Here is a 24,685-nt window from a genome sequence, read left to right as displayed (position 1 = left end):
ATATTAGAGCAAAAATTCATACTTCTGCGACAATTTCCGACAACATTTTTTTGTACTATATGTTAAATTTAACAATGGTAAGGTGATCATATATGACAAGTACAATCGCGAAAGACTTACGGACGTATTTACGGAACTCAATCGAAATGTCTAAAGAAAGTCAAAAACAAGTTGCTACAAAACTGGGTATAAGCAGTAGTTATTTAAGCAAATTTTTAAATGGCAAGGATGTCTCGTTCTGGATTGTTCATAAGATCATTAATTACATTGACAAAGAGAACGAAGTTGAACTTATTTTTAATTATTTTAGAGAAGGCATTAGTTCCAAAAATTTCTCTGCTGCTTTAGAATATTGTTATTCCAAGCAATTGTACGATTATACAAGTGTTCTTGCACAGGAGTACAAAAATAAAAGAAATTCAAAAACTCAGGAATTATGTTCTTTATATTCGTTAATGTTAGAGTCAAGATTTATATTCGAAAGTAATACTTTTTTAGATGACCTGAGAAATTTCAAAACCACCTTTTTGGAAACTGAAATTATGGTGAAGGTCTTAAAAGTCTATTACTATTATTTGAACGGCCATTATGATTTAACTATTTATACGATTGATCAAATAAATGACTTGTTGTTTCAGGTTAATGATCCGTTTCTAAAAATGGCATACGGTGCTAGGATAGATGAAATTCAAGTCAATATTTACTTGAAGCAAAAAAAAGAATTAATACAATCACGAAAAATAGCTAACAGAATTTTGGATAGGAATTTCAGCACAGCTCACAACATTACTGCTTATCACATTTTAGGTCTTTCGTATTTTCCAGAATCCTATGAACAGTCAATTTCTTATTATCTTAAATGTATTGAACTTTATTCGAAATTTCCTGATAGACAGGCTGAAATTCTGGAAAATAAAGAAGAAATATCGTTTCTTCAAAAGTACTGGAATAAAAGAATTGATGACGAATTCGCAGTAAGTGAATTCTCCATGTTATTAAAACATGATGGGGATTTAAGCAAATATTACAAAGATGAGAGATATAATAAATATGCGCTTTTTTTTGATGGAATAAAAGAATCTTCAACAGAAAAATTGCTATTATCACATCATTATTTTTCAAAAACCAAAGATTTTTTTAGGGCAAGTTTCCCAAAAAATGAATTGAATAGAATTGGATTTAAGTATACACTCTAAGAGTTAGGGGGTGCTATACATGACTAAACGTTTCAATGTAATTGTTTTAACACTTACACTAGGAGCAACAATAGTTGTTTCGGAAATTCACTCACTTATCACTAACAACCCAGAGACAGTATATGAAACAAAAGACGTAAGACCTGGAATGTAAATATAAGATATGAAAAAGACGCTACCTATAATCAGGTATCGTCTTTCGTGTTTTCTGGGGAAGTTTCCTGTTTTCAAAAATAACGAAAACAGGAAATTGTTTCAAATATTTCTAATATGGATTAAAATATAAACAGAACAAATGTTCCTTGGAGGGAAGAGAAATGGCTATAAAATATGAAGAATTAATGGAAATCTTAGAAGCAATAAAAAAAGAAGATCAAAATCAATCCTCTTCATGTGAATCGTCTTCAAAAAATTTAGCCTTAGAAGCTCTGTAATTTTTAAGGGCATCTAACATGAAATTACGTTCATCATCTGTTATTTGTTTGCCATCTGCATCTATAATGTTTGCATTTTTTATATTCTCAAGAGTTAGTTCTTTCGCGAAAACTACTTTCTCAGCTTCTTTACCCATTTTTTCAAGTTCGCTCGGATCAGTCACAAAGTAAGTGGGATCAACATTGAAAAAATCTGCAAGTTTTGTCAAAGCTTCCAAAGAAGGGCTTTTGATTTTGCCCGTTTCAAGTTTTGATAGATAGCCGTTACTTAGACCAACTTCTTGAGCAAGCTTTCTAATAGACAGTTTGGGTTTATACTCTTGTCTTAGTCTTTTTAAGTTTATTCCGATTAACTCATTTTTCTTGTTATCCATAAAATAAAGTCACCTCGATTTAACGCCACTGATTAGTAACAACATATTAATTATATCATGTTTAAGATTCCTATAAGAAACATTTATGAAATTTATGGTTGCACTAAAAGCAGAAGGATGATATATTTTATTTATGCTTCCTATAAGAAGCGTTTAGGAGGTGAAAACGATGGTCCATGAAACTTCTGCTTTTGCAGAAAAAATTAAAAAACTAAGGTCAGAAAGAAATGAAACTCAACGTCAATTTGGCTTGGTTACAGGGTTTTCTAGCTCTTATATTTGTAAGTTGGAAAAAGGGAAAGCTAATCCGTCACACTCTTCTTTAGTTCAACTAAGTGAAAAATTAAATTTGCCACCGGCTTATTTTTTTTAAAGCGAGTGCTTCCTATAGTGATCAAAAATTCGAAGGGCAGTCCTAATGTCCACATTGCATATTATGTTTCGAGGTGATCTTTATGGCTAAGAAAAAGCAAAAGAGGAAAAGCAACTTGTTCCTCGGAGAAGTTTTCTTTGGAACAGAAGACAGAGAAAAACTTTTTACTGAGGCTGTGGCGCCTTATTACACACCTGTAAAAAAAGAAAAAAACAAAAAAACTAAAGAGGCTTGAAACATTTGTTTCACCTTTTTTTAAAGGACAAGCTTCAATTAGAAAAACTATTTATCAAAAACATTAGGAGGATTTTGAAGATGGGTGAAGTTAAATGGGTGAAACTAAGCACCCAGATGTTCGATGATGAAAAAATCAAACTCATTGAACAAATGCCTGAATCTGACACTCTGTTGATTATATGGGTTAAATTACTTGCTCAAGCAGGAAAAACTAACGCATCTGGCTTTATTTATCTAAGTGAAAATGTGCCTTACACAGACGAAATGTTGGCGCATATCTTTGGAAGGCCATTAGGAATTGTTCGTATGGCTTTAGACACATTCAGGAAATTCGGCATGATAGAAATTAATGAAAATAATTATATCAGTATATGTAATTGGGAGAAACATCAGAATTTAGATGCCCTTGAAAAAATTAGAGAACAAAACAGAAAAAGAGTCTCTAAACACAGGGACAAACAAAGAGCTTTGCAACTATCAAAACCATGTAACGTTACAGATAACATTACGGTAACGAAGAGTAACGCAATAGATATAGATAAAGAATTAGATAAAGATAAAGAATTAAAAGATATATTGTCGGGCAACCCGACTGTTAATCCTAAGACTCAAGAATCTGAAATTCCATTCAAGCTGATAGTTGATCTTTTGAACAAAGTAACAGGGAAGTCATTCAGACATACATCTGCAGCTACACAAAGATTAATTAAAGCACGCTGGAATGACGGATTCAGATTTGAAGACTTTAAAACAGTGATCCTTACAAAAACTAATCAATGGCTTAAAGACGACAAGATGAATAAATACTTGCAGCCAACAACATTGTTTGGAACGAAGTTTGAAGGTTACCTGAATGAAGGTGCGGGGGTGATAAAGCGTGCAGAAGCAAGAGCAAAAGAATCAACGCCGTATGACAACCTTTTCTAGTGTAGGTGCTCAATTATCACATCTTGCACCTCAGCTGATTGGTGAAAGGCAATGTCCTAACTGTAATGAAATGGTGCCCATCTATTTACAAAGAGACAAAGAGATAAGTATTTGTCTCTCATGTGACAACAAAAACATTCAAGAAAGCATGGAACAGTTTCGGATAAGAACTGAGGCCGACAGGTTTTTCAAGTCCTACAGTCTCGTTCCTGATGAAACAAGAAAAGCAACATTTGACAATTTCTATCCCAATGGACTTGACCAATCTCAAGCAGATGCTCAACACACGTTACAAAGATATGTGAAAGAATTTGATAATTTGCAAGAAACCAAGTCTTTTCTGCTGCAGGGTTTATACGGATTAGGGAAGAGCCATCTAGCTCACAGTGTTGCTATGGCGTTGAAGGACCAATATAAAAAAGTCATTTTTGTAAACTCAAAACTTTTGTTGAAACGGATTCAATCGACTTACGGTTCATCAGAAATTAGTGAATCTCAAATTTTACAGCAAATAAATGATTGTGACCTATTCATTCTGGATGATATTGGTGCAGAGTATGTCAAAAAAGAAGCGAATGATGCAGAGTCTTGGGGAATTGATTTGATGCTAACTATTGTTGAATCAAGAGAAAACAAAGCCAACATTTACACCACGAATTACAACGCAAAAGATTTGGCAGAAAAGTACGGGCGGCATGGTGGACGCATTTTGTCACGAATGGCACATGGCTGCCGGACCCTCAAATTAACAGGAATAGATCGGCGAATCGCTGGAATCTTGTAGCCAATACGTTTCAACACTACTCAAGGTTGAGAGTTTAAAAGCCCAATTGGATGCAAGTTTAAAAGACTATGAAAAACACAAGGAGGCGCGCTGAAATGAAAAAAGGCGGCAGAAAACCAACACGCTCAGAAAGAAAAATCCTAGTAGTGAATGGGTTGAACCCACTTTATTGGCTCGTAGAAAAGAATCTGACGACATCTGTGCATGTTGTACACAAAGAGGTCGGTCGCAGAAAGGAAATTGCGAAATGAGTGTCATTAGAATCATTTTGGATCATGTCAATTTCGAATGGACGATTGTTGGCCTCAAGAGATTTTTGGATTACTGGTACGAAGGCAGATCGATCGAAGAGATGGCGGAGTTATTTAACCGACCATCAGAAGAAGTGTTGCTGCTGATGATTGATTTTAGCAAACGAGGAAAGATCAAGGAGCGTCCGAACGGTGTCGGCGCAAACGAGCCTATGTATATCAAAAAAAGCGCAATGAGCTACAAAAAAAGAGATTTACGCAGGCTGTTTGAACAACAACCGGTTTACTATGCTTGTCCGCACAGCGATTTCATATGGGATGAAAAAGACATTATTTTATTTAGACAAATGTGGCAGGACCATGAGCCGATTAGACACATCGCAAATCGTTTGGCCCGCAATGTCCATGACATCCTGTTGCTGATTATAGATCAAGCCGAACTAGGCAAGATCGAACCACGTAAAGGCGGCGCACTAGGAAAGGAGTACAAGCATGAAAAGAAAAAGCATCCTGTTGCCATTTGAGAAAGCAACGGCAAGACAACTCGAAGTCATTGCGAGATATGAAGATTGTCCGAAACAGCTAAAGACAGTAGCTGTTCGCCACCTCAAAAAGAGGGGAGGCATCAAGTGATGACCAGTGATGATAGAGCGTTAATGATCGAGTGGTTGAGTCTCAACAACGTTGGTCGCGAATATTGCGAAAAACTATCAGACGAAGAACTCGAAAGAATCTTTAATCTCAACGTGCCGCAGCGTGACGAATAAGGAGGTGAACAATTTGGAGACTGTAGTGAATCCATACAAAGCAGGCCCAGTGAAAGCGTGGGTTATGTCAGAGGATGAGATTGCAGCTTATAGGCAGCAACATCCACCCAAACCATATAAAAAGAGACTCAAACGTAAAGACTGGCGTTGGCAGCGCACAGATCAATCCGTTGAGCCTCAATGATCACCATGATTTCCATGTGATTAATAAAACCTACAGACTTTTATTATATCACATGGAGTGATCAAAGTGAACGAACCGCAGACGATTTCATTAGCAAAAAATGAACTTTTTACAACCTCAGTCGAACAAGGAAAAGTCCAAGTGATCGTGCTGGACGGTATCAACAATACAGCCTATTGCATCGATGCGCCAGAGCATGGTCACACGATTATCGAGACATTTAAAGGCAGTTTTGACCGAGTTAGATTTGATTTCAGCCATAAAATTAAAAAATAGCAGGGGTTCATCCCCTGCGGGGGAGGAATCACGATGTTATCAAAAGATCAAATAAACGTTGACCTATTTGACGAGGTGACTCGTTTGAAAAGAGAAATAGAGAAAAAGAATCAGCAGATCGACGGATTCTCACAGTTTTTCTTAAACGAACTGGAGTGGGGACAGCGACATTTTACAAGAACTAAATCTGAGTTTCACAGAGGCGGATTAGAAGTCCTGAAAAACCTCGAAAAGCATTATGAGTTTGTTTTTCGAAAGCGATTGGACGGTGAAAAAGTATGAGTCTACCAAAGCACGTCGAACTATCACAAGCCGTCAAGGCCTGCAAAAATCAAGCGATGACTATTGATGATGCAGCTGCACATCTTAAAGTGCCAGAAAACGTTGTGCCAATGCTTGTCAGAAAAAACGATGATCTTGTTATAGAGGGCAATGTCGTCATGGCGAAAAGGGAATCAAACGGACCTGTCATCTTCACCTTGATTGGTTTCATGGCGATTATAACGATCGCTGGATTACTAGGAAATTAAACGCCTAGCGGCTTAGGAGGAAACGGTATGAGTGAACATGTGTTAAAGGAATTTGAAACGCTTAGGGAAGCGGTTGAATTTATAAAAGACGAACTGATAAAAACGGACGAGCAAAACACAAGAAACCTAAATGTAATTCGAACCTTGGACCCTAGTTCAGCATCAGAAACTATGGAGGAAGGTAACATGCACGATGAATTGTTTCTACTGTATTCGATCGATGATGGCGATTCTTTCTTCGTCTTTGAATCAGATTATGATTTAGAAAGTTGGCTGGAAAGTGATGCATGGGATGATTGGAACTTATGGGAACGTAAAGATATTGAAGGATCGTTGAATGAAGAGGTAATGATATGGAAGTTTCATAGAGATATTTGTAAAGAAATGTTTGAGCCACTTTACAGGGATTCAAAACCATTTATAAACGGGTGGTCAAGACAGCGCAAAAACATTGAATTTCGAGCAGTTCCATCATTCTCATTAAATTAAATCGAAAAGGGGCCAACTAAAATGAATCTTGAAAAAATGTTTGAAATGCAGGCGGAGTTAGACCGCCGAATCATCCGAGAAAAAGGGCTGGAAGGTCAAGACCTGCTGCCTAACACATATGTAGCACTTATAACCGAACTAGGCGAATTTGCTAATGAAGGGCGCTGGTTCAAGCATTGGAGTGATCAGCAAGAGCCGAAAAGAAAAGCAATCACCACTGCAGGTGCAACACTTGAAAATGCTACTTACTTTAGATGTGAAAGTGATGATTGCGGTGAATTTTCGAATAGAGAAGACTTTGAAAATTTGTTTGAGCCTGATTATGATGAGTGCCCTATTTGCGAAGCGGGGAGCGTGACTATATTCCGTGAAGTTGATCCGTTGCTGGAAGAATATGCGGACTGCATTCACTTCTTCTTATCAATTGCGATTAAAAAGGGATGGAAAGAAGAGTTAAGTGTATCAGAAGCGGCGATTGAGGAGTTCAAAGAAGAAGGGTTTGAAGGTGGTCTTTCGGGATTGCACTTGGAAATGCAATGGAGCTTATTGAATTCTCGAATGTTCAAGGATGAAGAAAAGAAAAAAGAACACTTCCGTGTAGCTTGGGGATTGTTCTTGGCAATTGGAATCGTTGGCTTCGGATTCACACCTGACCAAATAGAAGCCGCATACATGGACAAGAACGAAGTCAATCACAAGCGGCAGCAGGAGGGATACTGAATGACGAGCGTAAAAACTGAATTAAATAGGCTCATAGAAATTACTGAGAAAGTATCACCTAAAGTATTTATTAATCACAATAATGAGTTGATCTTAGTCCCAACCAAAAATATTTATTTTAGATTAGAGGATGTCAAAACAGACCTTGATTTAAAATGTAAGGTTTTAGCTTGGCTATCTCGACCAAGTTGCAAAGGAGTAGGTCACTACTGGCAAAAGAGAGTGCTTCAAATATTCAACGAATTTTTAGGGACTAACTTCTCTAAAGAAGAAATGAACAATGTTTATACTCACTTGGGAAATGATGTTAATAGAGAATTGAGCATTAGTTTTATTGAATCAGGTTATGACCTGTCGGTATTACCAAATGAACAACTGGGGGTCACGGAGTGATAGAGAAAAGAGAAGAACTCAGAGAGTTGCTTGAAAACTTGCCTTGCGAAAAAAACCTTTTGGCGCAGCAGAGGATTATTAGAGAAATTTTGAAAATGTTCGATGAGAAGGAGGAAGCAAGATGAACGAAAACAACCCGATTATCTATTCAGTCATAGAGAAATTGCATAAGCAGCAGGAAAAAGGCCTGCAAAAGTACGGGGTTGAGGTCAAAACCTCTTCCTATGATCTGAAAGGCTGGATGAAACACGCTCAAGAAGAGACGCTTGATTTTGTGACATATCTCGAAGCTGCAATTCAGCTACTTGAGGAACAGGCTAAAAGCAAAAAAGAAGAAATGAAGTTTTATGAGGTAAACGAGCCGTATTACGCACTGATCAAAGCGAAAAACGATGAAAATGCTATGACAATCTATACTGATGTTGTCGCTGATGATAATGGCGGATTATCAGAAGAAATAACCGAAGTTACAGAAGCATATGCAGCAATCATATACAGCCGAGTAAATGGAGAGGACAACAATGTGATCCCGGTCAAAGAAGTGCTTGAGCATTTAACAAACGAAGAAGAAATGGTGCTGATCATTGACGGGAGCCTACTATGAAATATTCAATTTTGAGTGTTCGTGATGCTTCTAAATATGTTCCAAGAGATCAACTAACGAAATTTTTGGAGCATCTAGTAGAGGTGGAAATGTATATAGAAGAAGGTCGGAAAAAAGATGGAAAAAAGCCTTCTAACAACTATGTGATTATTAATCAAGATGAGCCATATATCCATGAAATAATTGACGTTATGAAAAGAAATGGGCACTGGGAAGGGGAATGAAGATGAAATTAAAATCAGTTTTTACTTTAGAAGTTTTAGAAACGATAGATTGTGGCGAATGGGACCACTATCCAACAGAAAGCGAGATGGAAGAAGCATTGATTGCTCAATTTGGGAACTGCACACATTTTGGTGATGATTTACCTATTATTTTTGAAGTCAAAAAGCGAAATACATTTCATGGGGAGGTTTTCAAATGAAAAAACTACTAATCACACTAACTATTATTATTGCGGCGGTGCTTTATGCGCCGTCTGCTCAAGCTGCTTGGTCAAACTGGCAAACGGAAGGATACGGGCACCAAGCGAGAGTCTTTACGGATGACACCAATTACTATGCAGGAGCAAAAACGGTCGATTGGAGAGCTGAAAAGAAGGGATCGAGCACGCTTTATTACACTGCTGGCGTTTACAAAAAGCGAAGCGGTGGCGGCTTAACAGATACTAATCTAGTGCAAAGAGGCAGCTTCAAAGCGTCAACGCCTCTAAAGTCGTTTAGTGTAAAAGAAATTCGCAAGCGTACCGGTAAAGGAACATACGTGATCCAGCTTGATTGTTACGCCAATTCAGCAATTACAAAATACATTGGAACTTTTGAATCAGTTAAATTTAATATCCGATAGGTGGTGGCGAAGTGAAATACTTAAACGAATCTGAACAGCAGGAATTGCTAGAAGAAGAGGCTGGAAATCTCCTTCGATCTCTCTATAATTCCGTTCCTATTGGAAGAGACGAACATCCAGACGTGTATGTATCAAAAGGTGTATTGCATGGGATGTGTAGGGTATTCGGCGCCACATTCGAGGTAAGCAAACGTAGAAAAATCACATTTCATAAATACAAGAATAATTATTCCGACGAAAAGTTTTGGTTCCAAGTTGAAAATGAATATGTAACCGAGGAAGAAGCGGCATGTATGATTGACCAAATTAACAAGGAAAATAGAGAATTATCAAAAATGAGGGCAAACATATTTTAACCTAATAGGAGGTAGCGGAATGAAAGCAGAAGACTTGCACAGCTACTACTGTGAAGATTGTGATGAATGGACATATATTGACGAGCTTAATCATCCGGGAAACATCTATTGTGCTCACTGTGGTGAAGCAAATGTGAATATCAGCGCAAAGGATTACGAATTATTGAGATATGCAAGGTCGAAAGTTTTCGAATGACTATAAAAAGCGGCACGAGCCAAAAAGGAGAATGAACATGAACATTGATCCAAGACAAGCATTTAGGAATTTCTTTAAATTTCAGTTAGAGAATGGAGAAGGTCTATCGGAATTAAAGCTTAATGAAAAAGACATAGAGAAATTCATAAACGGCGCGGAAGATGATTCGTTCTTTTACGATAAATTAGATGATTTTTTGAAAGAATTCATTGAGGATCATGGTGATGAATACGGAATCGAATTTAATTAATCAAACAACTAAATAAGTCCAAGACGGAGAGCCTGCGGACACTGATCAACACCTTTTAAGGGTGCTGGTTGGTGTCCGTTTTTTATTTGTCGGAAAGGAGCAACCATGAAGAAGGAAAAGCCGAAAAAGAACACGCAGAAGCTCACTGACAGAGATTTAAGAGAGTTGATGGGGCAAAACATGCAACGGTTAAAAAGAGCCAAAGGCGGGGCCATGCGCCGAAAATAAAGGGGGAATTATCTTGAATCAAACAAGTTTAGACATTCCGCAAATCGACGAGGAAAAAACTAGAGCAAAGATGGAAAGAATGCTAGAAAAGTATAAAATGTTAAGGCTTCAAACGCCAGAAGACTTTCTTCCAAAGATCACAACAACTTATACGATTACACCACCGAGTTTTTCGAACCAATTCCACTCATCCACCGAAGAAGCAGCTCTTAAAAAGATGGATTGGGAGATTGATCGTGAAAAATATATGAAGCGAATCGAAAGGGGTATTAATCGTCTTACGCAAAAAGAGCGGCGCATATTAGTTATGCTCTATATGCAGGATGAAGAAATGTTCGATTACGAAATTTATGTGGACATGGGTCTCAGCCAGCGGAACTATTACCGATTCAAAAATAAAGCCTTTTACCGTTTAGCCTTCGCGCTTAGAGAAGAAGTGTACAAGGGGGACAAGTCATGAATTTTGTTCAGCCGATAAGAGACTTTGAAAAGGTGGAGCAAATGAAGGCTTATCTAAAAAAGAAAAACAGAAGGAATTATATATTGTTCATATTGGGGATCAGTACCGGCTTAAGGATATCTGATATTCTCAAGATCAAAAAAGAAGACTTGTTGAAAACACACCTGGTCCTCAGAGAAACAAAAACAAAGAAGCAAAAGAGGATTCGTATACCGCCATCAGTTAGAAATGAATTAATCGCTTACGCTAAGGATCTTAAAGATGGTTCATACGTGATCAAAAGCAGGCAAGGGGAAAATAAAGCGATAGATAGATCGGTGGCATATCGCATTCTTAGAGCGGCCGCTGAACAAGTGAACATCACTGAAATAGGCACGCACACATTAAGAAAGACCTTCGGCTACCATTTTTACAGACAGACAAAGGATGTAGCCATGCTGCAAGAAATATTCAATCATGCCAGTCCAGATATCACAATGAGATACATCGGAATCAACCAAGACAACATGGATTCCGCAATGATGAAGTTTAAGATATAATTTTTTTAGATATATCTGCACCAAAAAATATCAAGGAGTGCAGTCATTAAAGAAATTAAGAGAAAGCTTTATGTGGCAAGGATTTCAGCGATACCATGAGTGCAACACGCTATATGTTAAGGTGTAGTTAAAAGTGGGAAGGAGCGGGCTTTATGGCCGTGAAGCGGATAACGTTAAAGTATTATGTAGAGCCAACTCAAAAAATCCTTGAATACACTAGAAGACGTTATGAGGAATATGTGAATCGTTCTGTGGGAAAGAAAGACGATGGTCGTATTCATTCTGATTTTCTGTTGTCTGAAAAGGTCGGAACAACTGATCAATTTGTTAACGAATTGATTCATGTAGTATTTAATGTCCCTTTGGATCGTGTCAGCGAAATGACATTTAAAGACCTAAAAAAACTCTTCGAAAAAAATCAGGATGGCCCAACTTATAATGAAGAACCAGAAATTTTACTTAAAAGGGTCAATTAACCTACCGATAAAGATATTGTAAAGGTTGTATAAAAGACGAAAGAGGGTATGGGAAATGATTAAAGCTATCACAAAAGGTAATTAATTTAAGAGCGGCTTCCGTTTGTGGAGGTCGCTTTTTTGTCGGAAAATAATGCAGATGAAGAAGGGATGATTACGATAAAAAGAGACATGGATTTAATTCGTAAAATATTACTTTATTTAGAAGAAGATACAAACCCTTTGCAGTGGCGAATTATTGAGGTTGATGGGAAAACTCTTGAAGAAGTTAGTTACCAAGTGAAGTTGCTGTCTCAGGCAGGCCTAATAGAAGGAAAAGACGCTCAAAGAGAGCCTGCTTATTTCCGCTGGTACGCAAGAAGCTTGACTCATAAAGGTCATGATTTCTTAGATAGTTTGAGGAATGAAACTGTATATGCAAAATTAAAAGAGAAATTTGGTGAACAAATTAGTGCTATTCCTCTTATGGTGCTTTCTAGTGTAGGTGCAGATATGACTAAGGAATGGGTGAAACAAAAATTAGGATTAAAATGAACTTTCTATCTATTTTTTAGCATTGTAAAAATGGCACACTTTTGGCACGATCTTGGCACAGCATTTTGTCTGAGAGCGGTTATGATGGTATTAGGTGATAAATTGAGAGCGGCTTCCATTGTGGAGGTCGCTTTTTATATGGAGGTGTTAGCTGTGGTAGAAGTAACTGTAATCTCTATGGAGCGACACATGAAAGAAGAAGTTGAGGAGTTATATCGAGGAGCAGATTTACTCATACCGTTTAAGCGTGTTCCTTATGTCGTTGTGAATGCTGAAATTAAACACAAGGGCAATATGATTAAATCAGAGTATACATTCTATGATGCCGAGGATATGTCTTTCAAAGAAGCGCAAGAGCGCATAATTGATATGCTGATGAATGGTCTTGCTGATTGAATCTGCGTAATAAAGACAGGAGGTAACGGTATGAGCGACAAAAATAAAACAACCCCTGCGGCAACAGACAAAGGTGTAGGGGGTAGTGCTGCAGTCAAAAAGTGGGTTGCGCAGGCTATAAGCATCACTGGAATTTCTCCATCCTATGCAAAAGCATTAGAAACCATTGCCATGAAGGAATCAAACGGAAACCCGACGGTTGATGATGAACGAATGCAAGCTGAACAGCTTTTGAATGATATTAATTCTGGAAATATCTCAATTAACGAAGCAAGGTCTGTTCTAGGTTTGCCACCGTTAGCGAATATAGAAGCTAATCTAAAATATATTGCTATTTAAAAGAGTTCTATTTGAATGAATATATGTGAAGCGCCTGTCCATTGGATAGGTGCTTTTTATATGGATGGTGAATGCTTTCTAAATGATGTGTAATAAATTACAGGAGGTAATGGCATGGCAACGGAACCGCCTTTAGGTGTTATCCCTAAGTTTATACATGATGAACGTAGAGCAGAAGATCTTGTAGCAGCTATTGAACGAAGAATATCAGCAAGATCAGAAATTCCCCTTGAGTGGTTTGAAGAGTACAACAACCTTATCAAGCACCAAGTGAAGAAATAAATGTGAGGCGCCCTTCCATTGGATGGGTGCTTTTATTAAGAGGAGAGTGTTGAAAATGTTTTTAGACTTAACTTACAAAAGTATCTTTGATCAACTGAATGAGGCATTATCTAAAAAGACTTTGATCGTTACTACTGCTAGGACAAGGCGAATCGGCAAGACACAAGCGCTCGTGGAACTAGCCGCAATTAAAAAGATACCGATTGTCGTCAAAGATTTAATGGTTAATAGTTATAAAAAAGAGTATCCAAATGTACTGATTTTCGGGGAAACCGCTACTAAAAGTTTACTTCTTTTAGACACTGTGTTAGTTGAAGAAGGCGTACAGGAGACAACTATCACTATATTAAGAGATAAGGGCGTTACGGTATCTGGGTTCTTTGTTGACCCAAGGTGGTCCGTGGTAGATGGGGAATATGTTCCGTATGAAGAACGAAAAAAAAGAACTGAACACGGCATCGAACAAGCAACAACTGTTTTGGAACCTCCTTTGCTACAAATCACATTGAAAGATATACATTCAGTTCCTGAAGTGGTTCACAATGGTGAGACTTTAAAAGGATTGATTGATGTAGACATCAATTGGAAAACTGGTGGCCTAGATAAATATGGATCGGCTTATGTTAATTTGCGAACAGCTGGAGAAAAGGGCAAGAGACCAATTGAAAAAAGGATTGAGTATAAACGCGGAGAAGCAATGGATGAGCTGCCGACAAAAGATGATCTAGTTTGGGATAAAGAACGAGGCATTTACCTTCGTCCTTGGAAAAATGTGAATGATAGCACTGTCCATTAGGGCGGTGCTTTTTATATGGAGGAGTTATCTGTGGTAGAACTCTTAATCTTAAAAGGTTGTTCAAAACAACGCACAAGGACTTTCATCGTAGGGAAAACTACAACGCATGCAAGAGCACTGTGGCGAAATTTAAAAAAGAAATTTCCACAATATAAATACCCGCGCTATGTTTCTAGGGATGCAGCAATGCTAGACGGAGTGAATCCTAGCGAAACAATTTTAATTTTACTGCCGGGCTATTATCGAAATCCAATAATCAACTGCTATGAATTTCAATGGTTGAAGGAAAATGCTATTGAAGTAATTCATATCAATGAGGAGGAAATCAAATGAAAATTTTAGTTATTAAAACGGATTACGGGCTTACTAAGGATGCTAAGGAAGAGATTAGAGAAGAAGTAAGTCAAGATTTAAAAAGAGGGATGTTGATTATTGATGGAGGGCTTGGTTTTGAGGTTATTGAAATAGACAAGTCAGCCCTATTAGATGAAAAGGGGATTGCGGCGAGTTTTGAACAACAAATGAAAAAAGTTGGGGAAATGACGGTAGATGGAAAATATGTTCCTTACGAAGAACGTAAAATTGATACGGGGATTGAACAAGCAACAATGGCTGAAATTTTTGGAACCTTTGGACTCCCTCTCCAAAAAGGTAATATGAAATGAATGATGTTATGTGCGAGAAATGCCAAACATATTATGCTGTGGAAGTGAGAGAGATAAAAGAAGCGAAAGGAATTGTAATTCAATTCTTCTCCTGTCCTCATTGTGGAAACTCGAATGTTGTTTCTGCTACAAATAAAGTCATCCGTCAGAAATTACGAGAATTGAGAAAGGCGCGCAGTTTTTATGAACAAGCAACGACACATAGAAGCGCACAACGACGTTTTGAAAAGTATACGCAGCTACATGAAAGTGTCAAACGTCTTATGCTTCCTCTAATTGATGAAGCGAAACAAAGATTGAATAATTCATAGCATCCTTCGGGGTGCTTTTTATTTTGGGGAGGGACACAACGTGGACAACTCACTCAGGGAACTAATCATTAACACAGCAATTGGACACGCAATAAGGACAGACCAATTGTATAACGGTCTTAAAGCCCTTAATAAAAGGGGATGCATATGGGCAGATGGGGAGATCATCAGGGGGTTAGGCATGCTTGGTTCTTACGGTGTGAGGGACAGGCAAGCTATAGACAGCTTACTACATGTCAGCCAGACTCTGTCCTATGAAGCAGCACGATCCTATCTAGCATCATATCAAAGGCAGTACAGGGAGTTTTATGCTGTACAGAAAGTAGGGCACCTTCATGCCTTTGTTTTGTTTGCGATGATAGATGAGAGGAAAGCTGGTGAATCCAATGCCACCTAAACCATTGAGGGAGTGTAAGGTGCGAGGGTGCAGAGAGTTAACAAGGGATGGTTATTGTCATGCTCATGCTGATGGTAGGCAGCAGGAAGCGAAGTATTACAACAAACATGTTCGAGATAAACAATCAACAAGTTTTTATAAATCAAGAGAATGGAAACAGACAAGACAACTTGTTCTATTGCGAGACAATTACCTTTGTCAAAGCTGTTTAAAACAAGATCGTGTCGTTCCTGCTGTGATGGTTCATCACATAGTGGAGCTAAAGCAGGATTGGAACAAACGATTAGATTTAAATAACCTCGAAAGCATGTGTAATAGCTGTCACAACAAGGTTCATGGCAAGCGAGGGTCATAGTACCCCCCGGCATTAAATCCCTAGGAAACGGCTTCGTGATGATCGGTGAGCCGTCGTCTGCAAACAAACACCGCTTTTCAAAGTTTCCAAAAACACGAAAAACCCCCTCGGTGAAAATACCGAGAGGGCTTGGTATGACTGGTTTTGTTGTTAATTCGATCATAGCATGATTATGCTCAAAAACAAGCATGAATTTCAAAAATTTGAAACGGAATGAGGTGAAAAATATGCCGAGACCTGCAAAATCCGCAACGCTTCAATTGATACAAGGTAACCCAAACAAGAAAAATACTAACGAATTGGAAATGCGTGCTGAGCAAGAACAGAAAATGAAAATGCGATCAAACAATATCAAACCTCCATCCTGGTTAGATAAGGTTGCAAAAAAGGAATTTAAACGGATTGCCGAGCTATTAAAGGAAGTGGACATTATAACGGAGGCAGACATCAGCATGTTGGCCGCCTATTGTAATGCCTATTCTCAATATATTTCTATTACCAAGGTGATAGAGGAAGATGGACTCATGGTTCATAAAGATGGATTTGATGAGGACGGAAATCCAATTGAATTGATTGGAGAAGAACACCCATTATTGAAAAGACAAAAGAACTTCTTTGATCAAATGAAGTCAGCTGCAAATGATTTTGGTCTTACTCCATCAGCCCGCGCAAAACTAGCGATCACCAAAACGCAGGAGATTCGGGAAAAGACGGCTGCTGAGAAGGAGTTTGATAACGTGTGACAATTAAGCAGTTTATGATTGATTACTCAAATGATGTTCTACAAGGGGAAATTGTAGCTTGCCAAAAACACATTTGGGCTTGTCAACGTTTTTTGAATGATGTTGAACGAGAAGGAACAGAAGAGTTTCCGTATGTATTCGATGAAGAAAAAGCACGCAGATTTCTTTTTTGGATGACTCAATTTAAACATACCAAAGGGCCATTAGCAGGCGAGAATATTGATCCTGATCCTATTCAGATTTTTATTTTTGGCAATGTCTACGGATGGGTCCACAAAGATACTGACACTCGCCGTTTTACAACTGTATATTGGCAAGTTGGCCGTAAAAATGCAAAGACTCAAAGTTTAGCAACTGTTGGGTCTTATGAAGCAATGGCGCTTGGAGAAAGTATGTCGGAAGTGTATATAGGTGCCACCAAAAAAGAGCAGGCCAAGATTTGCTGGAAAGAAATAAATGCTCAAATTGAGGGTAGCGATCTTCTCAATAAACCATCAAAAAAATATAAGGTAGCATATGGGACAATTGAACATATTAAAACAAAATCAATTATCACACCACTTGCAAAAGATGCCGGGAAAACAGGAGATGGATTTAATCCCCAATGTGGAATTATTGATGAATATCATGCTCACCCAACATCAGAAATATATGATGTTATTGAATCGGGTATGGGAGCAAGATCACAACCTTTAATGGTAATTATCACAACTGCTGGACCTGAATTGAATAATCCTGCTTACCGTGTCGAGTACAATTTTGCTTCTCGTCTTTTAGATCCAAATATGGTAGAGAAGAATGACCATTACTTTGCAATGATTAATGAGTTAGATGCAGATGATGATATTAAAGACGAGAGTAAATGGGAAAAAGCAAATCCGATACTTGCAAAACACGAGTTTGGCATAAATTATTTAAGACGGCGTTTGGAAATGGCTTTGAATGTACCGGAAAAGATGCGTGATTTCCTCACCAAAAATATGGATATTTGGGTGAACATGCGATCAAACGGATATATGGATATGCAAGCATGGTCTGATTGCGGGTTGAGTGAAGGTCTACCAGATTTAAAAGGTAAGGAATGTTATGCAGGGATTGACCTATCAAAACGTATTGATTTAACAGCGGCCAGTTTTGAATTTCCACTCGAAAATGGGATGTATTATGTTACAGCTCATGGCTTTATGCCAGAAGATACGTTTCATGAAAGGATGAAAACTGACAAGGTACCGTATGATTTGTGGGTCAAAAAAGGTTGGCTAACTCTTACTGATGGTGCTGTCGTTGACTATGACTATATTCGTGCGTACATCAAGAAAATGGAAAAGGATAAAGGGTGGAAAATTAAAGAGATTGGATATGATCCATATAACGCAACGCAGTTTGCGCAGCAGATGGAATCTGATGGATATGTCATGATTGAGATCAGGCAAGGGGTGCAAACCTTATCCGAGCCGACCAAGGATTTACGTGAGAAAGCTAAAGCGCGAAAATTAATCCATGACAACAATGATCTATTAACGTGGGCGATGGGGAATGCCGTCACAAAGATTGACGCGCAGGAGAATATCATGCTTGATAAATCAAAATCGTCGCAACGTATTGACCCAGCAGCCGCACTCATAAACGCTCATGTGAGAGCTAGTCAAAATGATGATCATTTAGATTTGAATGAGTATATTTTGTCAGGGGGCTTTTCATTCTAATGAAAAATACCATAAAAAAAATAATGATTTTTCTATTCTCAATCTTAAATGACCTAGTATTTTTTGCTGGGGCAATCTTTATTACAATAGCAGCTTATAAAATACATGAAATCATCGGTCTTTTAGTGACAGGTGGTTTTTTTATATTTACAGCAATTTTAATGAGCCGAAGGAGGTGATTAATTGTTATTAGAAGGTATGTTCTCTAAAAGATCAGCAGATTCAGACAGTGGTTGGGGGATGTCACAGATCCCGCAATGGGTGTTTGATATTTTCGGTGGTGGTAAAACAGCAAGTGGAGAGAAAGTGAGTGAATCGACTTCATTAAAACATCCTGACGTTTTTTCTTGTATCAATGTTTTGTCGGATGATATAGCAAAATTATCTGTCCATATGTTTCGGAGGCTGGGAGAGAATATTTCAGGAGTGCGTGACCATCCTGTTTTTAAATTGCTCTATTTAAAGCCCAATCAATATATGACAGCTTTTACTTGGAAAAAAGTAATGATGACGCATGTTTGTACGTGGGGAAACGCATATTCTTTGATTCTTTCAGATAAAACAGGTGATATCAAAACATTAATCCCTCTTAATCCAGCGAATACAAATCCGTATCTCGATCCAAACACAGGTATATTGTGGTACGAAACAATCATTAATAACAAACGAGCTGAATTACATGCGGAAGAAGTTCTGCACTTTAAAGGAATGACGGAAGATGGAATAGTAGGCCTCAGTCCAATTCAAGTGGCAAGGGAACATATTGGTGCTCAATCTGCTGCAACAAAGTTTAATGCAAAATTATACAAAAATGATGCAACACCAAGAGGTATTTTGAAAATCCCGACCCTGTTACAACCAGAGGCAAAAGAGGTTGCAAGAAAAGAATGGCAGAGAGTAAATGCGGGTGAAAGTATTGCGATTGTTGATGCTGGTCTTGATTATCAATCTATTTCAATGCCTCTAAAAGATGCAGAATTTGTAGAGTCTATGAAATTCAATAAGGCTCAAATCGCTTCCATATTCAAGGTCCCTCTTCATAAGATAAACGAATTGGACCGCGCTACATTTAGTAATATCGAACATCAATCCATTGAATATGTGAAGAACACTTTACAGCCGTGGATCGTTTCTTTTGAACAAGAAATTAATACGAAGCTGTTTACTGATAATGAAATCGGACAAGGGTTGTATGTGCAATTTAACGTAAATAGTGAATTGCGTGGTGATTCAAAATCAAGAGCTGAATTCTATGAAATTATGGAACGAATAGGAGCTATGAATATAAATGAAATTCGTGCTCTTGAATCGAAGAATGCTATCCCTGATGGTGACAGACACCTTGTTTCACTTAACTACACTTTCCTAGATATGTTAGATCAATATCAGATGGCTAAAGCTGGCCATAAAGGAGGTGATCCGAATAATGCCGAAGGAAATCAGACAGCTAACGACGGAAATTGAAGTTAGGTCACTTGATGATGAAAACAAAAGTGAATATGTAGAGGGTTATGCTCTTAAATTTGAAAAATGGTCTGAGCGTCTTGGGTGGTTTAAGGAAATCATAAGCCGTGGAGCGTTGGACGAAGCAGATATGTCCAATGTAATTGCTTTATTTAATCATAAAATTGATTATCCATTAGCAAGAAACACTGTTTCAACGGGCGCTGGTAGTCTTCAATTAACTGTTGATGCAATAGGGCTGAAATTTAGATTTGAGCCAACAGACACCACTTACGGACAAGATTTGATGAAGAATTTGAGAGCAGGCGTAATCAATCAATGTTCTTTTTCGTTTTCCCTTGATCATTCAGGTGATGAAGAACCTGATGAATGGACAAGAAATGAAGAAGAAAAGTTATATGAGCGCCGAATCAATCGAATCAATCGCATTTTTGATATTTCACTTGTCACAACTCCTGCATACAGCGACACGGAAGCTGTTGTAGGAGAAAGAAGTCTAGAAAAAGTAGAAGTTTTAAAAAGACAAAAAAACACATCAAATAAGAGGATTGAGCTGGAACTAGACTTACTAGACCTGACTATATAGTGGGTCTTTTTTTATGCTCAAAATCAAGGAGGAAAATCTATGCCAGTAATGATGAGTAAAGAGGAACGTCAATTGCGCCAGCAGTTCACACAGAAAAAGCAAGAAGCTAGGAATTTAATAAGTGAAGGAAAAGATGAAGAAGCACGCTCTATGCTTGATGATGCAAAGGCACTGCAAAAAAGAATTGAAATGATGTCTGAGGAAAGAGAACTCGATGCACCAGAAATTGAAGACCGACATTATGTCCCGGAACATAAAAGAGATCCTGAATCTGATTCTTCTGACGAAGAACGCAGCTTAACAGGAACGCAAGAATATAGAAATGCATGGTTCAAGGTCTTGACTGGTCGTGATGATGAATTAGGTAACGAAGAAAGAAAAATGCTGCAGGAAGTTTTAAAAGAAAATAGACAGCTTTCATCTAGCAGTGATAAGGATGGCGGATACACAGTACCGGATGATATTTCGAAACAGATTATTAAGTCTATTCAAGAATTAAATTCTGTTCGTAACTTGGTACGGGTTGTACCAAAGACGGCACCAGCAGGTAGCTATCCAGTAAGAAAGGGTGCTGCAGGAAAGTTATATAACATTGCTGAAAAAGAAGCGATCAAAGAACTCAAAAATATGGAGTTCGACCAAATCACATACAACGTCAAAAAATTTGCTGGCTTTTTGCCTATCCCAAACGAATTATTGAATGATTCTTTCATTAATTTTGTGAGGGAGATTGTAGAATGGCTCTCTGAATCTGCAACTGTAACTGAAAATGATGAAGTCTTCTATGGAAAAGGCGGAGAAAACAATGTAGAGGGGATTATAACAAGTAAAAAATATAAATCTCTCAAAGCTCCTTCTCTAATTACAATTAAGTTTTTGAGAAAAGTTAAAAACCAAATCAAAAGAGGCTATCGAAAAAATGCAAAATGGGTGATGAATACAGAGGCATTTGAAACGTTAGCAAACATTGAAGATAAAAATGGCCGTGGGATTTTAGCCGAGGACCCACGCAATGAGGATAGCTTCCTTTTATTCGGTAGACCCGTTGAAGTGTATGACGAGATTGTCACAGACGATAAACAAAAAACTCATATTCTATTCGGTGATTTTAAAAATGCATACTTTATGTTTGATCGTCAAAAATTCGAGATCAAATCAACTGACATCGGCTCAGATGCATTTCTAACAGATCAAACATATTTCAGAGGTATTGAACGATTTGACGGAAAAGTAGTTGATCCCGAAGCCGCAGTAATTGTTACTGATTTAGTTGTAGGTGAGGAAGCAGTAGTTGAAACACCTTCTGAAGATAAGTCCGTAGACGCTGGAAAATAAAAATTGAAAGGAATTGATCTATCATGGCTAAAGATTATTTGTTTGAAAGTAATGGAGTATACACATCTGCAGAGGAGGGAGCAGACGGTAAACCTATCACGCCTGTTTATTTAAAAGGAAACAGTGAAGAAAACCCTCTCTTCATTCAAGGTATGCAAGGCGAAAAGGGTCCGAAGGGGGATACTGGTCCTCAAGGTCCAAAAGGAGAAAAAGGCGATCCAGGAGAGCAGGGGCCAAAAGGTGATAAGGGTGATGCAGCTGTAATTGAGGAAGGCGCTATTAAAAATGAACACTTAGCTGATAAATCTGTCAACTCTCGTACTATCGGTACTGGCAGCGTCATGTGGGAAAATCTCAATTCAGCTGTAAAAGAATTGATTACCGAATTACAAACTAGAGTCGAAGCTTTAGAAAAACCAAAATCTGAATAAGGTGATGCCAAATGACTGAGGCAGAACAAAAAGAGCTTGAAAAAGCGAAAAAATATCTCCGCATTGATGGTGATGCGGAGGATGATTTGATTTTACATTTCATTGCTGCAGCAAAAGAGTACATCAGCTCTGCAACGGGTCTGAAATTTCCTAATAAGTTAGCACGAGCAGAACTGGCCGTTATGTCTTTTGTGACTCACTGGTATGAGAATAGGCAAATATCCGGAACGACATCAAATCTTGATGGTGTGCTCACAACAATGGTCAATCAACTCAAATACTTGGTTGTGGATGGTGAAAAAGATGTTGAATGATATGAGGCATCGCATTCAGTTCCAAAAGAAAAAAGAAAAGAGTCGTTTGCCTGTTGATGGTGACAACGGCTGGGAAACTATGATTGAGTGTTGGTCCAAAGCAGAGGGATTAAAAGGTGCTGAATATTATGCTGCAGCTGCCATTCAAAAAGAACATACAATCAAATTCACCATACGTCACAGGGAAGATATCGACGAGCACATGAGACTCCTATTCCAAGGAAAAACTTACGAAATTGAGTCTATTACACCCAATTATTCAAGACTTCATTTCCTCACAATTAGAGCTAGGGTAAAGGCGGCGAAGTAATGTTTAATTTACAAATCGACGGCTTAGAGGAATTAGAGAATGCAATTGGCAACATGCAAAGAAAAGTTAGCAAAATGCATAAAGAAGCTCTTACAGCTGGCGCAACAGTCATAAAAGATGAACTTCACCCAAACACACCAAGATCCGACAAAGGCCAAAAACACATGCAGGATGATCTTGATATTACGCGGCTTCGTACTGATGGAGACGGGATAAAATATGTTGCGGTTGGTTGGCCGAAATCAAAGTCACGTAAGGACACGAAGTGGAGAATTCATTTCCCTGAATTCGGCACCTTACATCAGCCAGCGCAAAAATTCTTTACGAGAACTGTCGATGCGAAATGGGATGAGGCTATACGTAAAGTAGCAGATAAATACCGACAGGCGCTGAGCAAACTATGATCAATCAAAACTTAATAAGGCGTGCAGATACTTGCAAGAATGCCATTTTTGAAGCGTTGGAGAATGATCCAGCGCTTTTGTATTTAATAGACAAAGGTGACATCTATGAGCTTGCAGTGCCAGAGGGTACAAAGTCGCGTCCGCCGTATGTCGTGCTGCAAGAAATCAATTACAAACCGATCAAATGGGCTGATAACAGGCCCATACAAGATAGCGCAACCTATCAAATAGATGTTTATCACAATGCCGATCCGCAATCCATCATGGCTACAATCGGGGATGTGATGGAGCGTTTAGATTTTGCACCAACATTACCCATTTCTGATTTTTTAGAGAAAGAGAGGTTAATCAGAAAAGGGTACCGTTTTGAGAAAAATATAATTCTAGGAGGCTAACTATGGCTGAGTACAGTTCAGTAACTGGTTTGGAAAACGTTCAGTTTGCACCATTGCAAAAGAAAGGTAAATTCTTTGTGCCTACTGAAATTTTAAGATATGAATATGCAATCAACATGAAGGTGGAAACTGAGACATCAACAGAGAAGCAGTATGCAGATAACAAGCTGGTCGATTTAGTGGTTTCAACTGGTTCTACAAAGCTAGAAATTGAAATGCGGGATCTTCCTATGGAAATTCTTGCGAAGCTGCTAGGAATCGAACAGGACAAAAACGGGTTGTACTTGTTCAAAAAGAACATTACCCCACCATGGGTCGCAATGACGTTTGAAGGTCCAAAGGCAAACGGGAAGTCTCGTCATGTCGGTTTAGTAAAAGGGCGTTTTTCTCTTCCAGGCGATGAGTGGAAGACAAAAGAAGATAAGACAGATTTCCAAACCATTAAACTGTCTGCGGAATTTGTTGATCGTGAGCAGGACGATCTTTTTAAAGTGGTCACAGATGAAGATGCAGAAAACTTTAATCTTGATGCCTTTTATAAATCAGTTTTTGGTGATGCATACAAAGACGAAACAGAAAAAAGCAGCAGTGTTGATATTGGAAAAGGTGCTTAGAGGGCTGAAAAGCTCTCTTTTTTAATTGGAAAATAAAAAATAAGGGGGAGTCACTATGACTCAGAAAAGAATCACTATCAAATTATGGTCTGATGCAGAACAAAAAGAAAAAACCTATGTAGCGCCACGCACAAGTGCTAAAACACTTCTAGATGCTTTGCGTTTGAATAAAAAGGCCGAGGATACCGCAGAGGACTTGGAAAAAAGCATCAAAGTATTAGAAGAACAGATTAAATTCATGGTTGATATTTTTGGAAAACAGTTTACTTATGATGAATTTGCCGAAGGATTACAGTCATTTGAAATTTCTGCTGAAATCAGTCGCGTGTTGGCCGAAGTAGTTGGTTATAAAAAAATTGATGAAGAAGATCCCGATTTTTTGCAACCGACGGAGACTGGAGCTACGAGCGAGCAATAA

At 38.2% G+C, this 24,685-nt stretch carries 52 protein-coding genes; 51 read left to right on the top strand and 1 reads right to left on the bottom strand.

The features are described from left to right. The first annotated feature begins 92 nt into the window (after positions 1-92). Both MKY83_RS13495 and MKY83_RS13490 read left to right on the top strand, forming a co-directional pair. Positions 93-1,196, top strand: coding sequence for an AimR family lysis-lysogeny pheromone receptor (locus tag MKY83_RS13495; RefSeq protein ID WP_342487419.1), 1,104 nt, complete (start codon positions 93-95; stop codon positions 1,194-1,196). A 19-nt stretch (positions 1,197-1,215) separates the two neighbouring features. Further along, positions 1,216-1,350 (top strand): hypothetical protein, encoded by a 135-nt coding sequence (locus tag MKY83_RS13490; RefSeq protein ID WP_255222349.1) that lies wholly within the window; start codon positions 1,216-1,218, stop codon positions 1,348-1,350. 225 nt (positions 1,351-1,575) lie between these two features. On the opposite strand, the gene MKY83_RS13485 is transcribed toward MKY83_RS13490, so the two are convergent. Then, positions 1,576-2,004 carry a helix-turn-helix transcriptional regulator gene (locus tag MKY83_RS13485; RefSeq protein WP_242730876.1) on the bottom strand — a complete coding sequence of 143 codons (429 nt, stop codon included), beginning with the start codon at positions 2,002-2,004 and terminating at the stop codon, positions 1,576-1,578. Positions 2,005-2,173: 169 nt separating this feature from the next. Here MKY83_RS13485 and MKY83_RS13480 point away from each other — a divergent pair, with 169 nt between their 5' ends. The 49 genes from MKY83_RS13480 (at position 2,174) to MKY83_RS13240 (ending at position 24,685) form a co-directional block, all read left to right on the top strand. Next, positions 2,174-2,377, top strand: coding sequence for a helix-turn-helix transcriptional regulator (locus MKY83_RS13480; RefSeq protein WP_342487418.1), 204 nt, complete (start codon positions 2,174-2,176; stop codon positions 2,375-2,377). An 82-nt stretch (positions 2,378-2,459) separates the two neighbouring features. After that, positions 2,460-2,612 carry a hypothetical protein gene (locus tag MKY83_RS13475; RefSeq protein ID WP_017367805.1) on the top strand — a complete coding sequence of 51 codons (153 nt, stop codon included), beginning with the start codon at positions 2,460-2,462 and terminating at the stop codon, positions 2,610-2,612. An 80-nt stretch (positions 2,613-2,692) separates the two neighbouring features. Then, entirely contained in the window at positions 2,693-3,541 is an 849-nt protein-coding gene (locus MKY83_RS13470) for a phage replisome organizer N-terminal domain-containing protein (protein ID WP_342487417.1), read from the top strand. Beyond that, entirely contained in the window at positions 3,492-4,325 is an 834-nt protein-coding gene (locus tag MKY83_RS13465) for an ATP-binding protein (RefSeq protein ID WP_342487416.1), read from the top strand. The genes MKY83_RS13470 and MKY83_RS13465 overlap by 50 nt, the downstream gene beginning before the upstream one ends. 95 nt (positions 4,326-4,420) lie before the next feature. After that, positions 4,421-4,576, top strand: a complete 156-nt coding sequence (locus tag MKY83_RS13460) for a hypothetical protein (protein ID WP_181185431.1) — start codon at positions 4,421-4,423, stop codon at positions 4,574-4,576. Beyond that, on the top strand, positions 4,573-5,100 hold the full coding sequence (locus MKY83_RS13455) for a hypothetical protein (protein WP_277518901.1): 528 nt from the start codon (positions 4,573-4,575) through the stop codon (positions 5,098-5,100). Before MKY83_RS13460 ends, MKY83_RS13455 begins: the two co-directional genes overlap by 4 nt. After that, a complete protein-coding gene (locus tag MKY83_RS13450; protein ID WP_277518900.1) occupies positions 5,069-5,209 on the top strand; it encodes a hypothetical protein in 141 nt (46 codons plus the stop codon). Before MKY83_RS13455 ends, MKY83_RS13450 begins: the two co-directional genes overlap by 32 nt. Continuing rightward, positions 5,209-5,343 (top strand): BH0509 family protein, encoded by a 135-nt coding sequence (locus MKY83_RS13445; protein WP_155114469.1) that lies wholly within the window; start codon positions 5,209-5,211, stop codon positions 5,341-5,343. The genes MKY83_RS13450 and MKY83_RS13445 overlap by 1 nt, the downstream gene beginning before the upstream one ends. A gap of 13 nt (positions 5,344-5,356) precedes the next feature. Continuing rightward, positions 5,357-5,527 carry a hypothetical protein gene (locus MKY83_RS13440; protein WP_277518899.1) on the top strand — a complete coding sequence of 57 codons (171 nt, stop codon included), beginning with the start codon at positions 5,357-5,359 and terminating at the stop codon, positions 5,525-5,527. 66 nt (positions 5,528-5,593) lie between these two features. Next, positions 5,594-5,803, top strand: coding sequence for an XtrA/YqaO family protein (locus tag MKY83_RS13435; RefSeq protein WP_061408978.1), 210 nt, complete (start codon positions 5,594-5,596; stop codon positions 5,801-5,803). A gap of 33 nt (positions 5,804-5,836) precedes the next feature. Next, a complete protein-coding gene (locus MKY83_RS13430; RefSeq protein ID WP_342487415.1) occupies positions 5,837-6,085 on the top strand; it encodes a hypothetical protein in 249 nt (82 codons plus the stop codon). Next, the gene (locus tag MKY83_RS13425) at positions 6,082-6,333 is read left to right on the top strand and encodes a hypothetical protein (RefSeq protein WP_106035252.1); all 252 of its coding nucleotides are present in this window, start codon (positions 6,082-6,084) and stop codon (positions 6,331-6,333) included. Before MKY83_RS13430 ends, MKY83_RS13425 begins: the two co-directional genes overlap by 4 nt. Before the next feature lie 27 nt (positions 6,334-6,360). Next, positions 6,361-6,822 (top strand): hypothetical protein, encoded by a 462-nt coding sequence (locus MKY83_RS13420; RefSeq protein WP_268452749.1) that lies wholly within the window; start codon positions 6,361-6,363, stop codon positions 6,820-6,822. Positions 6,823-6,843: 21 nt separating this feature from the next. Further along, entirely contained in the window at positions 6,844-7,542 is a 699-nt protein-coding gene (locus tag MKY83_RS13415) for a dUTP diphosphatase (RefSeq protein ID WP_342487414.1), read from the top strand. Then, entirely contained in the window at positions 7,543-7,935 is a 393-nt protein-coding gene (locus MKY83_RS13410) for a hypothetical protein (protein WP_342487413.1), read from the top strand. It abuts the gene before it with no gap. Beyond that, positions 7,932-8,060 carry a hypothetical protein gene (locus tag MKY83_RS13405; protein ID WP_342487412.1) on the top strand — a complete coding sequence of 43 codons (129 nt, stop codon included), beginning with the start codon at positions 7,932-7,934 and terminating at the stop codon, positions 8,058-8,060. The genes MKY83_RS13410 and MKY83_RS13405 overlap by 4 nt, the downstream gene beginning before the upstream one ends. Beyond that, positions 8,057-8,539, top strand: a complete 483-nt coding sequence (locus MKY83_RS13400) for a hypothetical protein (protein ID WP_342487411.1) — start codon at positions 8,057-8,059, stop codon at positions 8,537-8,539. The genes MKY83_RS13405 and MKY83_RS13400 overlap by 4 nt, the downstream gene beginning before the upstream one ends. Next, positions 8,536-8,763, top strand: a complete 228-nt coding sequence (locus MKY83_RS13395) for a hypothetical protein (RefSeq protein ID WP_268452757.1) — start codon at positions 8,536-8,538, stop codon at positions 8,761-8,763. The genes MKY83_RS13400 and MKY83_RS13395 overlap by 4 nt, the downstream gene beginning before the upstream one ends. 2 nt (positions 8,764-8,765) lie before the next feature. Then, positions 8,766-8,963, top strand: coding sequence for a hypothetical protein (locus tag MKY83_RS13390; RefSeq protein ID WP_144520689.1), 198 nt, complete (start codon positions 8,766-8,768; stop codon positions 8,961-8,963). Continuing rightward, positions 8,960-9,385 (top strand): hypothetical protein, encoded by a 426-nt coding sequence (locus MKY83_RS13385; RefSeq protein ID WP_342487410.1) that lies wholly within the window; start codon positions 8,960-8,962, stop codon positions 9,383-9,385. Before MKY83_RS13390 ends, MKY83_RS13385 begins: the two co-directional genes overlap by 4 nt. Before the next feature lie 11 nt (positions 9,386-9,396). Continuing rightward, the gene (locus tag MKY83_RS13380) at positions 9,397-9,741 is read left to right on the top strand and encodes a hypothetical protein (protein ID WP_217012872.1); all 345 of its coding nucleotides are present in this window, start codon (positions 9,397-9,399) and stop codon (positions 9,739-9,741) included. A gap of 19 nt (positions 9,742-9,760) precedes the next feature. Then, on the top strand, positions 9,761-9,937 hold the full coding sequence (locus MKY83_RS13375) for a hypothetical protein (protein WP_217012873.1): 177 nt from the start codon (positions 9,761-9,763) through the stop codon (positions 9,935-9,937). A gap of 37 nt (positions 9,938-9,974) precedes the next feature. Then, positions 9,975-10,187, top strand: coding sequence for a hypothetical protein (locus MKY83_RS13370; RefSeq protein WP_144521589.1), 213 nt, complete (start codon positions 9,975-9,977; stop codon positions 10,185-10,187). A gap of 105 nt (positions 10,188-10,292) precedes the next feature. After that, a complete protein-coding gene (locus MKY83_RS13365; RefSeq protein ID WP_260857579.1) occupies positions 10,293-10,415 on the top strand; it encodes a hypothetical protein in 123 nt (40 codons plus the stop codon). Positions 10,416-10,428: 13 nt separating this feature from the next. Next, positions 10,429-10,875, top strand: coding sequence for an ArpU family phage packaging/lysis transcriptional regulator (locus MKY83_RS13360; protein WP_340961281.1), 447 nt, complete (start codon positions 10,429-10,431; stop codon positions 10,873-10,875). Then, positions 10,872-11,414: a site-specific integrase gene (locus MKY83_RS13355; RefSeq protein ID WP_342487409.1), complete on the top strand. Its 543-nt coding sequence runs from the start codon at positions 10,872-10,874 to the stop codon at positions 11,412-11,414. Before MKY83_RS13360 ends, MKY83_RS13355 begins: the two co-directional genes overlap by 4 nt. Positions 11,415-11,566: 152 nt before the next feature. After that, positions 11,567-11,890, top strand: coding sequence for a hypothetical protein (locus tag MKY83_RS13350; protein WP_342487408.1), 324 nt, complete (start codon positions 11,567-11,569; stop codon positions 11,888-11,890). 120 nt (positions 11,891-12,010) lie between these two features. Then, entirely contained in the window at positions 12,011-12,424 is a 414-nt protein-coding gene (locus tag MKY83_RS13345; RefSeq protein WP_342487407.1) for a DUF2513 domain-containing protein, read from the top strand. Positions 12,425-12,454: 30 nt separating this feature from the next. Continuing rightward, entirely contained in the window at positions 12,455-12,820 is a 366-nt protein-coding gene (locus MKY83_RS13340) for a hypothetical protein (protein ID WP_342487406.1), read from the top strand. 30 nt (positions 12,821-12,850) lie between these two features. Next, positions 12,851-13,159 carry a hypothetical protein gene (locus tag MKY83_RS13335; RefSeq protein WP_217012930.1) on the top strand — a complete coding sequence of 103 codons (309 nt, stop codon included), beginning with the start codon at positions 12,851-12,853 and terminating at the stop codon, positions 13,157-13,159. A gap of 114 nt (positions 13,160-13,273) precedes the next feature. Beyond that, a complete protein-coding gene (locus MKY83_RS13330) occupies positions 13,274-13,441 on the top strand; it encodes a hypothetical protein (RefSeq protein ID WP_217012931.1) in 168 nt (55 codons plus the stop codon). A 49-nt stretch (positions 13,442-13,490) separates the two neighbouring features. Continuing rightward, the gene (locus tag MKY83_RS13325) at positions 13,491-14,237 is read left to right on the top strand and encodes a hypothetical protein (RefSeq protein WP_342487405.1); all 747 of its coding nucleotides are present in this window, start codon (positions 13,491-13,493) and stop codon (positions 14,235-14,237) included. A gap of 30 nt (positions 14,238-14,267) precedes the next feature. Continuing rightward, positions 14,268-14,570, top strand: a complete 303-nt coding sequence (locus MKY83_RS13320; RefSeq protein ID WP_342487404.1) for a hypothetical protein — start codon at positions 14,268-14,270, stop codon at positions 14,568-14,570. Then, positions 14,567-14,902, top strand: a complete 336-nt coding sequence (locus MKY83_RS13315) for a hypothetical protein (RefSeq protein WP_065098258.1) — start codon at positions 14,567-14,569, stop codon at positions 14,900-14,902. The genes MKY83_RS13320 and MKY83_RS13315 overlap by 4 nt, the downstream gene beginning before the upstream one ends. After that, positions 14,899-15,213 (top strand): transglycosylase, encoded by a 315-nt coding sequence (locus MKY83_RS13310; protein WP_342487403.1) that lies wholly within the window; start codon positions 14,899-14,901, stop codon positions 15,211-15,213. Before MKY83_RS13315 ends, MKY83_RS13310 begins: the two co-directional genes overlap by 4 nt. A 40-nt stretch (positions 15,214-15,253) precedes the next feature. Next, positions 15,254-15,610 carry a hypothetical protein gene (locus MKY83_RS13305; protein WP_073206790.1) on the top strand — a complete coding sequence of 119 codons (357 nt, stop codon included), beginning with the start codon at positions 15,254-15,256 and terminating at the stop codon, positions 15,608-15,610. After that, positions 15,600-15,965 (top strand): HNH endonuclease, encoded by a 366-nt coding sequence (locus tag MKY83_RS13300; RefSeq protein ID WP_342488684.1) that lies wholly within the window; start codon positions 15,600-15,602, stop codon positions 15,963-15,965. The genes MKY83_RS13305 and MKY83_RS13300 overlap by 11 nt, the downstream gene beginning before the upstream one ends. Before the next feature lie 227 nt (positions 15,966-16,192). After that, entirely contained in the window at positions 16,193-16,708 is a 516-nt protein-coding gene (locus MKY83_RS13295) for a phage terminase small subunit P27 family (protein WP_003216465.1), read from the top strand. A gap of 14 nt (positions 16,709-16,722) precedes the next feature. After that, entirely contained in the window at positions 16,723-18,414 is a 1,692-nt protein-coding gene (locus tag MKY83_RS13290; RefSeq protein WP_065098429.1) for a terminase TerL endonuclease subunit, read from the top strand. A 183-nt stretch (positions 18,415-18,597) separates the two neighbouring features. Then, entirely contained in the window at positions 18,598-19,878 is a 1,281-nt protein-coding gene (locus MKY83_RS13285; RefSeq protein WP_217012936.1) for a phage portal protein, read from the top strand. Then, on the top strand, positions 19,841-20,464 hold the full coding sequence (locus MKY83_RS13280) for an HK97 family phage prohead protease (RefSeq protein WP_217012937.1): 624 nt from the start codon (positions 19,841-19,843) through the stop codon (positions 20,462-20,464). The genes MKY83_RS13285 and MKY83_RS13280 overlap by 38 nt, the downstream gene beginning before the upstream one ends. Before the next feature lie 39 nt (positions 20,465-20,503). After that, positions 20,504-21,799, top strand: a complete 1,296-nt coding sequence (locus MKY83_RS13275) for a phage major capsid protein (protein WP_217012938.1) — start codon at positions 20,504-20,506, stop codon at positions 21,797-21,799. Between the two features lie 23 nt (positions 21,800-21,822). Then, a complete protein-coding gene (locus tag MKY83_RS13270) occupies positions 21,823-22,230 on the top strand; it encodes a collagen-like protein (RefSeq protein ID WP_278175349.1) in 408 nt (135 codons plus the stop codon). 11 nt (positions 22,231-22,241) lie between these two features. Further along, positions 22,242-22,544, top strand: coding sequence for a head-tail connector protein (locus tag MKY83_RS13265; protein WP_278175347.1), 303 nt, complete (start codon positions 22,242-22,244; stop codon positions 22,542-22,544). After that, complete coding sequence (locus tag MKY83_RS13260; protein ID WP_278175345.1) at positions 22,534-22,854, top strand: phage head closure protein; 321 nt, start codon at positions 22,534-22,536, stop codon at positions 22,852-22,854. The genes MKY83_RS13265 and MKY83_RS13260 overlap by 11 nt, the downstream gene beginning before the upstream one ends. After that, positions 22,854-23,258: an HK97-gp10 family putative phage morphogenesis protein gene (locus tag MKY83_RS13255; RefSeq protein WP_061408913.1), complete on the top strand. Its 405-nt coding sequence runs from the start codon at positions 22,854-22,856 to the stop codon at positions 23,256-23,258. Before MKY83_RS13260 ends, MKY83_RS13255 begins: the two co-directional genes overlap by 1 nt. Continuing rightward, positions 23,255-23,653, top strand: a complete 399-nt coding sequence (locus MKY83_RS13250) for a DUF3168 domain-containing protein (RefSeq protein ID WP_278175340.1) — start codon at positions 23,255-23,257, stop codon at positions 23,651-23,653. The genes MKY83_RS13255 and MKY83_RS13250 overlap by 4 nt, the downstream gene beginning before the upstream one ends. A 2-nt stretch (positions 23,654-23,655) precedes the next feature. After that, positions 23,656-24,267, top strand: coding sequence for a major tail protein (locus tag MKY83_RS13245; RefSeq protein ID WP_278175338.1), 612 nt, complete (start codon positions 23,656-23,658; stop codon positions 24,265-24,267). A 55-nt stretch (positions 24,268-24,322) separates the two neighbouring features. Next, positions 24,323-24,685: a hypothetical protein gene (locus MKY83_RS13240; RefSeq protein ID WP_017358183.1), complete on the top strand. Its 363-nt coding sequence runs from the start codon at positions 24,323-24,325 to the stop codon at positions 24,683-24,685.

Source organism: Bacillus sp. FSL M8-0266 (assembly GCF_038613425.1).
Lineage (GTDB): Bacteria > Bacillota > Bacilli > Bacillales > Bacillaceae > Bacillus > Bacillus pumilus.
The sequence above is the reverse complement of the archived record's forward strand: the minus strand, read 5'-3'. Positions and strand labels throughout refer to the sequence as shown.

Bases quoted from the DNA above. Each gene is read 5' to 3' on its own strand.
- MKY83_RS13265 (WP_278175347.1), top strand. From the start codon at position 22,242: ATGACTGAGGCAGAACAAAAAGAGCTTGAAAAAGCGAAAAAATATCTC.
- MKY83_RS13375 (WP_217012873.1), top strand. From the start codon at position 9,761: ATGAAAGCAGAAGACTTGCACAGCTACTACTGTGAAGATTGTGATGAA.
- MKY83_RS13430 (WP_342487415.1), top strand. From the start codon at position 5,837: ATGTTATCAAAAGATCAAATAAACGTTGACCTATTTGACGAGGTGACT.
- MKY83_RS13295 (WP_003216465.1), top strand. From the start codon at position 16,193: ATGCCGAGACCTGCAAAATCCGCAACGCTTCAATTGATACAAGGTAAC.
- MKY83_RS13260 (WP_278175345.1), top strand. From the start codon at position 22,534: ATGTTGAATGATATGAGGCATCGCATTCAGTTCCAAAAGAAAAAAGAA.
- MKY83_RS13490 (WP_255222349.1), top strand. From the start codon at position 1,216: ATGACTAAACGTTTCAATGTAATTGTTTTAACACTTACACTAGGAGCA.
- MKY83_RS13340 (WP_342487406.1), top strand. From the start codon at position 12,455: ATGGCACACTTTTGGCACGATCTTGGCACAGCATTTTGTCTGAGAGCG.
- MKY83_RS13455 (WP_277518901.1), top strand. From the start codon at position 4,573: ATGAGTGTCATTAGAATCATTTTGGATCATGTCAATTTCGAATGGACG.
- MKY83_RS13245 (WP_278175338.1), top strand. From the start codon at position 23,656: ATGGCTGAGTACAGTTCAGTAACTGGTTTGGAAAACGTTCAGTTTGCA.
- MKY83_RS13445 (WP_155114469.1), top strand. From the start codon at position 5,209: ATGACCAGTGATGATAGAGCGTTAATGATCGAGTGGTTGAGTCTCAAC.
- MKY83_RS13365 (WP_260857579.1), top strand. From the start codon at position 10,293: ATGAAGAAGGAAAAGCCGAAAAAGAACACGCAGAAGCTCACTGACAGA.
- MKY83_RS13355 (WP_342487409.1), top strand. From the start codon at position 10,872: ATGAATTTTGTTCAGCCGATAAGAGACTTTGAAAAGGTGGAGCAAATG.
- MKY83_RS13480 (WP_342487418.1), top strand. From the start codon at position 2,174: ATGGTCCATGAAACTTCTGCTTTTGCAGAAAAAATTAAAAAACTAAGG.
- MKY83_RS13290 (WP_065098429.1), top strand. From the start codon at position 16,723: ATGATTGATTACTCAAATGATGTTCTACAAGGGGAAATTGTAGCTTGC.
- MKY83_RS13335 (WP_217012930.1), top strand. From the start codon at position 12,851: ATGAGCGACAAAAATAAAACAACCCCTGCGGCAACAGACAAAGGTGTA.
- MKY83_RS13470 (WP_342487417.1), top strand. From the start codon at position 2,693: ATGGGTGAAGTTAAATGGGTGAAACTAAGCACCCAGATGTTCGATGAT.
- MKY83_RS13400 (WP_342487411.1), top strand. From the start codon at position 8,057: ATGAACGAAAACAACCCGATTATCTATTCAGTCATAGAGAAATTGCAT.
- MKY83_RS13270 (WP_278175349.1), top strand. From the start codon at position 21,823: ATGGCTAAAGATTATTTGTTTGAAAGTAATGGAGTATACACATCTGCA.
- MKY83_RS13385 (WP_342487410.1), top strand. From the start codon at position 8,960: ATGAAAAAACTACTAATCACACTAACTATTATTATTGCGGCGGTGCTT.
- MKY83_RS13475 (WP_017367805.1), top strand. From the start codon at position 2,460: ATGGCTAAGAAAAAGCAAAAGAGGAAAAGCAACTTGTTCCTCGGAGAA.
- MKY83_RS13370 (WP_144521589.1), top strand. From the start codon at position 9,975: ATGAACATTGATCCAAGACAAGCATTTAGGAATTTCTTTAAATTTCAG.
- MKY83_RS13315 (WP_065098258.1), top strand. From the start codon at position 14,567: ATGAAAATTTTAGTTATTAAAACGGATTACGGGCTTACTAAGGATGCT.
- MKY83_RS13395 (WP_268452757.1), top strand. From the start codon at position 8,536: ATGAAATATTCAATTTTGAGTGTTCGTGATGCTTCTAAATATGTTCCA.
- MKY83_RS13420 (WP_268452749.1), top strand. From the start codon at position 6,361: ATGAGTGAACATGTGTTAAAGGAATTTGAAACGCTTAGGGAAGCGGTT.
- MKY83_RS13460 (WP_181185431.1), top strand. From the start codon at position 4,421: ATGAAAAAAGGCGGCAGAAAACCAACACGCTCAGAAAGAAAAATCCTA.
- MKY83_RS13275 (WP_217012938.1), top strand. From the start codon at position 20,504: ATGCCAGTAATGATGAGTAAAGAGGAACGTCAATTGCGCCAGCAGTTC.
- MKY83_RS13390 (WP_144520689.1), top strand. From the start codon at position 8,766: ATGAAATTAAAATCAGTTTTTACTTTAGAAGTTTTAGAAACGATAGAT.
- MKY83_RS13240 (WP_017358183.1), top strand. From the start codon at position 24,323: ATGACTCAGAAAAGAATCACTATCAAATTATGGTCTGATGCAGAACAA.
- MKY83_RS13485 (WP_242730876.1), bottom strand. From the start codon at position 2,004: ATGGATAACAAGAAAAATGAGTTAATCGGAATAAACTTAAAAAGACTA.
- MKY83_RS13450 (WP_277518900.1), top strand. From the start codon at position 5,069: ATGAAAAGAAAAAGCATCCTGTTGCCATTTGAGAAAGCAACGGCAAGA.
- MKY83_RS13300 (WP_342488684.1), top strand. From the start codon at position 15,600: ATGCCACCTAAACCATTGAGGGAGTGTAAGGTGCGAGGGTGCAGAGAG.
- MKY83_RS13250 (WP_278175340.1), top strand. From the start codon at position 23,255: ATGATCAATCAAAACTTAATAAGGCGTGCAGATACTTGCAAGAATGCC.
- MKY83_RS13280 (WP_217012937.1), top strand. From the start codon at position 19,841: ATGCCGAAGGAAATCAGACAGCTAACGACGGAAATTGAAGTTAGGTCA.
- MKY83_RS13255 (WP_061408913.1), top strand. From the start codon at position 22,854: ATGTTTAATTTACAAATCGACGGCTTAGAGGAATTAGAGAATGCAATT.
- MKY83_RS13350 (WP_342487408.1), top strand. From the start codon at position 11,567: ATGGCCGTGAAGCGGATAACGTTAAAGTATTATGTAGAGCCAACTCAA.
- MKY83_RS13415 (WP_342487414.1), top strand. From the start codon at position 6,844: ATGAATCTTGAAAAAATGTTTGAAATGCAGGCGGAGTTAGACCGCCGA.
- MKY83_RS13410 (WP_342487413.1), top strand. From the start codon at position 7,543: ATGACGAGCGTAAAAACTGAATTAAATAGGCTCATAGAAATTACTGAG.
- MKY83_RS13330 (WP_217012931.1), top strand. From the start codon at position 13,274: ATGGCAACGGAACCGCCTTTAGGTGTTATCCCTAAGTTTATACATGAT.
- MKY83_RS13310 (WP_342487403.1), top strand. From the start codon at position 14,899: ATGAATGATGTTATGTGCGAGAAATGCCAAACATATTATGCTGTGGAA.
- MKY83_RS13425 (WP_106035252.1), top strand. From the start codon at position 6,082: ATGAGTCTACCAAAGCACGTCGAACTATCACAAGCCGTCAAGGCCTGC.
- MKY83_RS13495 (WP_342487419.1), top strand. From the start codon at position 93: ATGACAAGTACAATCGCGAAAGACTTACGGACGTATTTACGGAACTCA.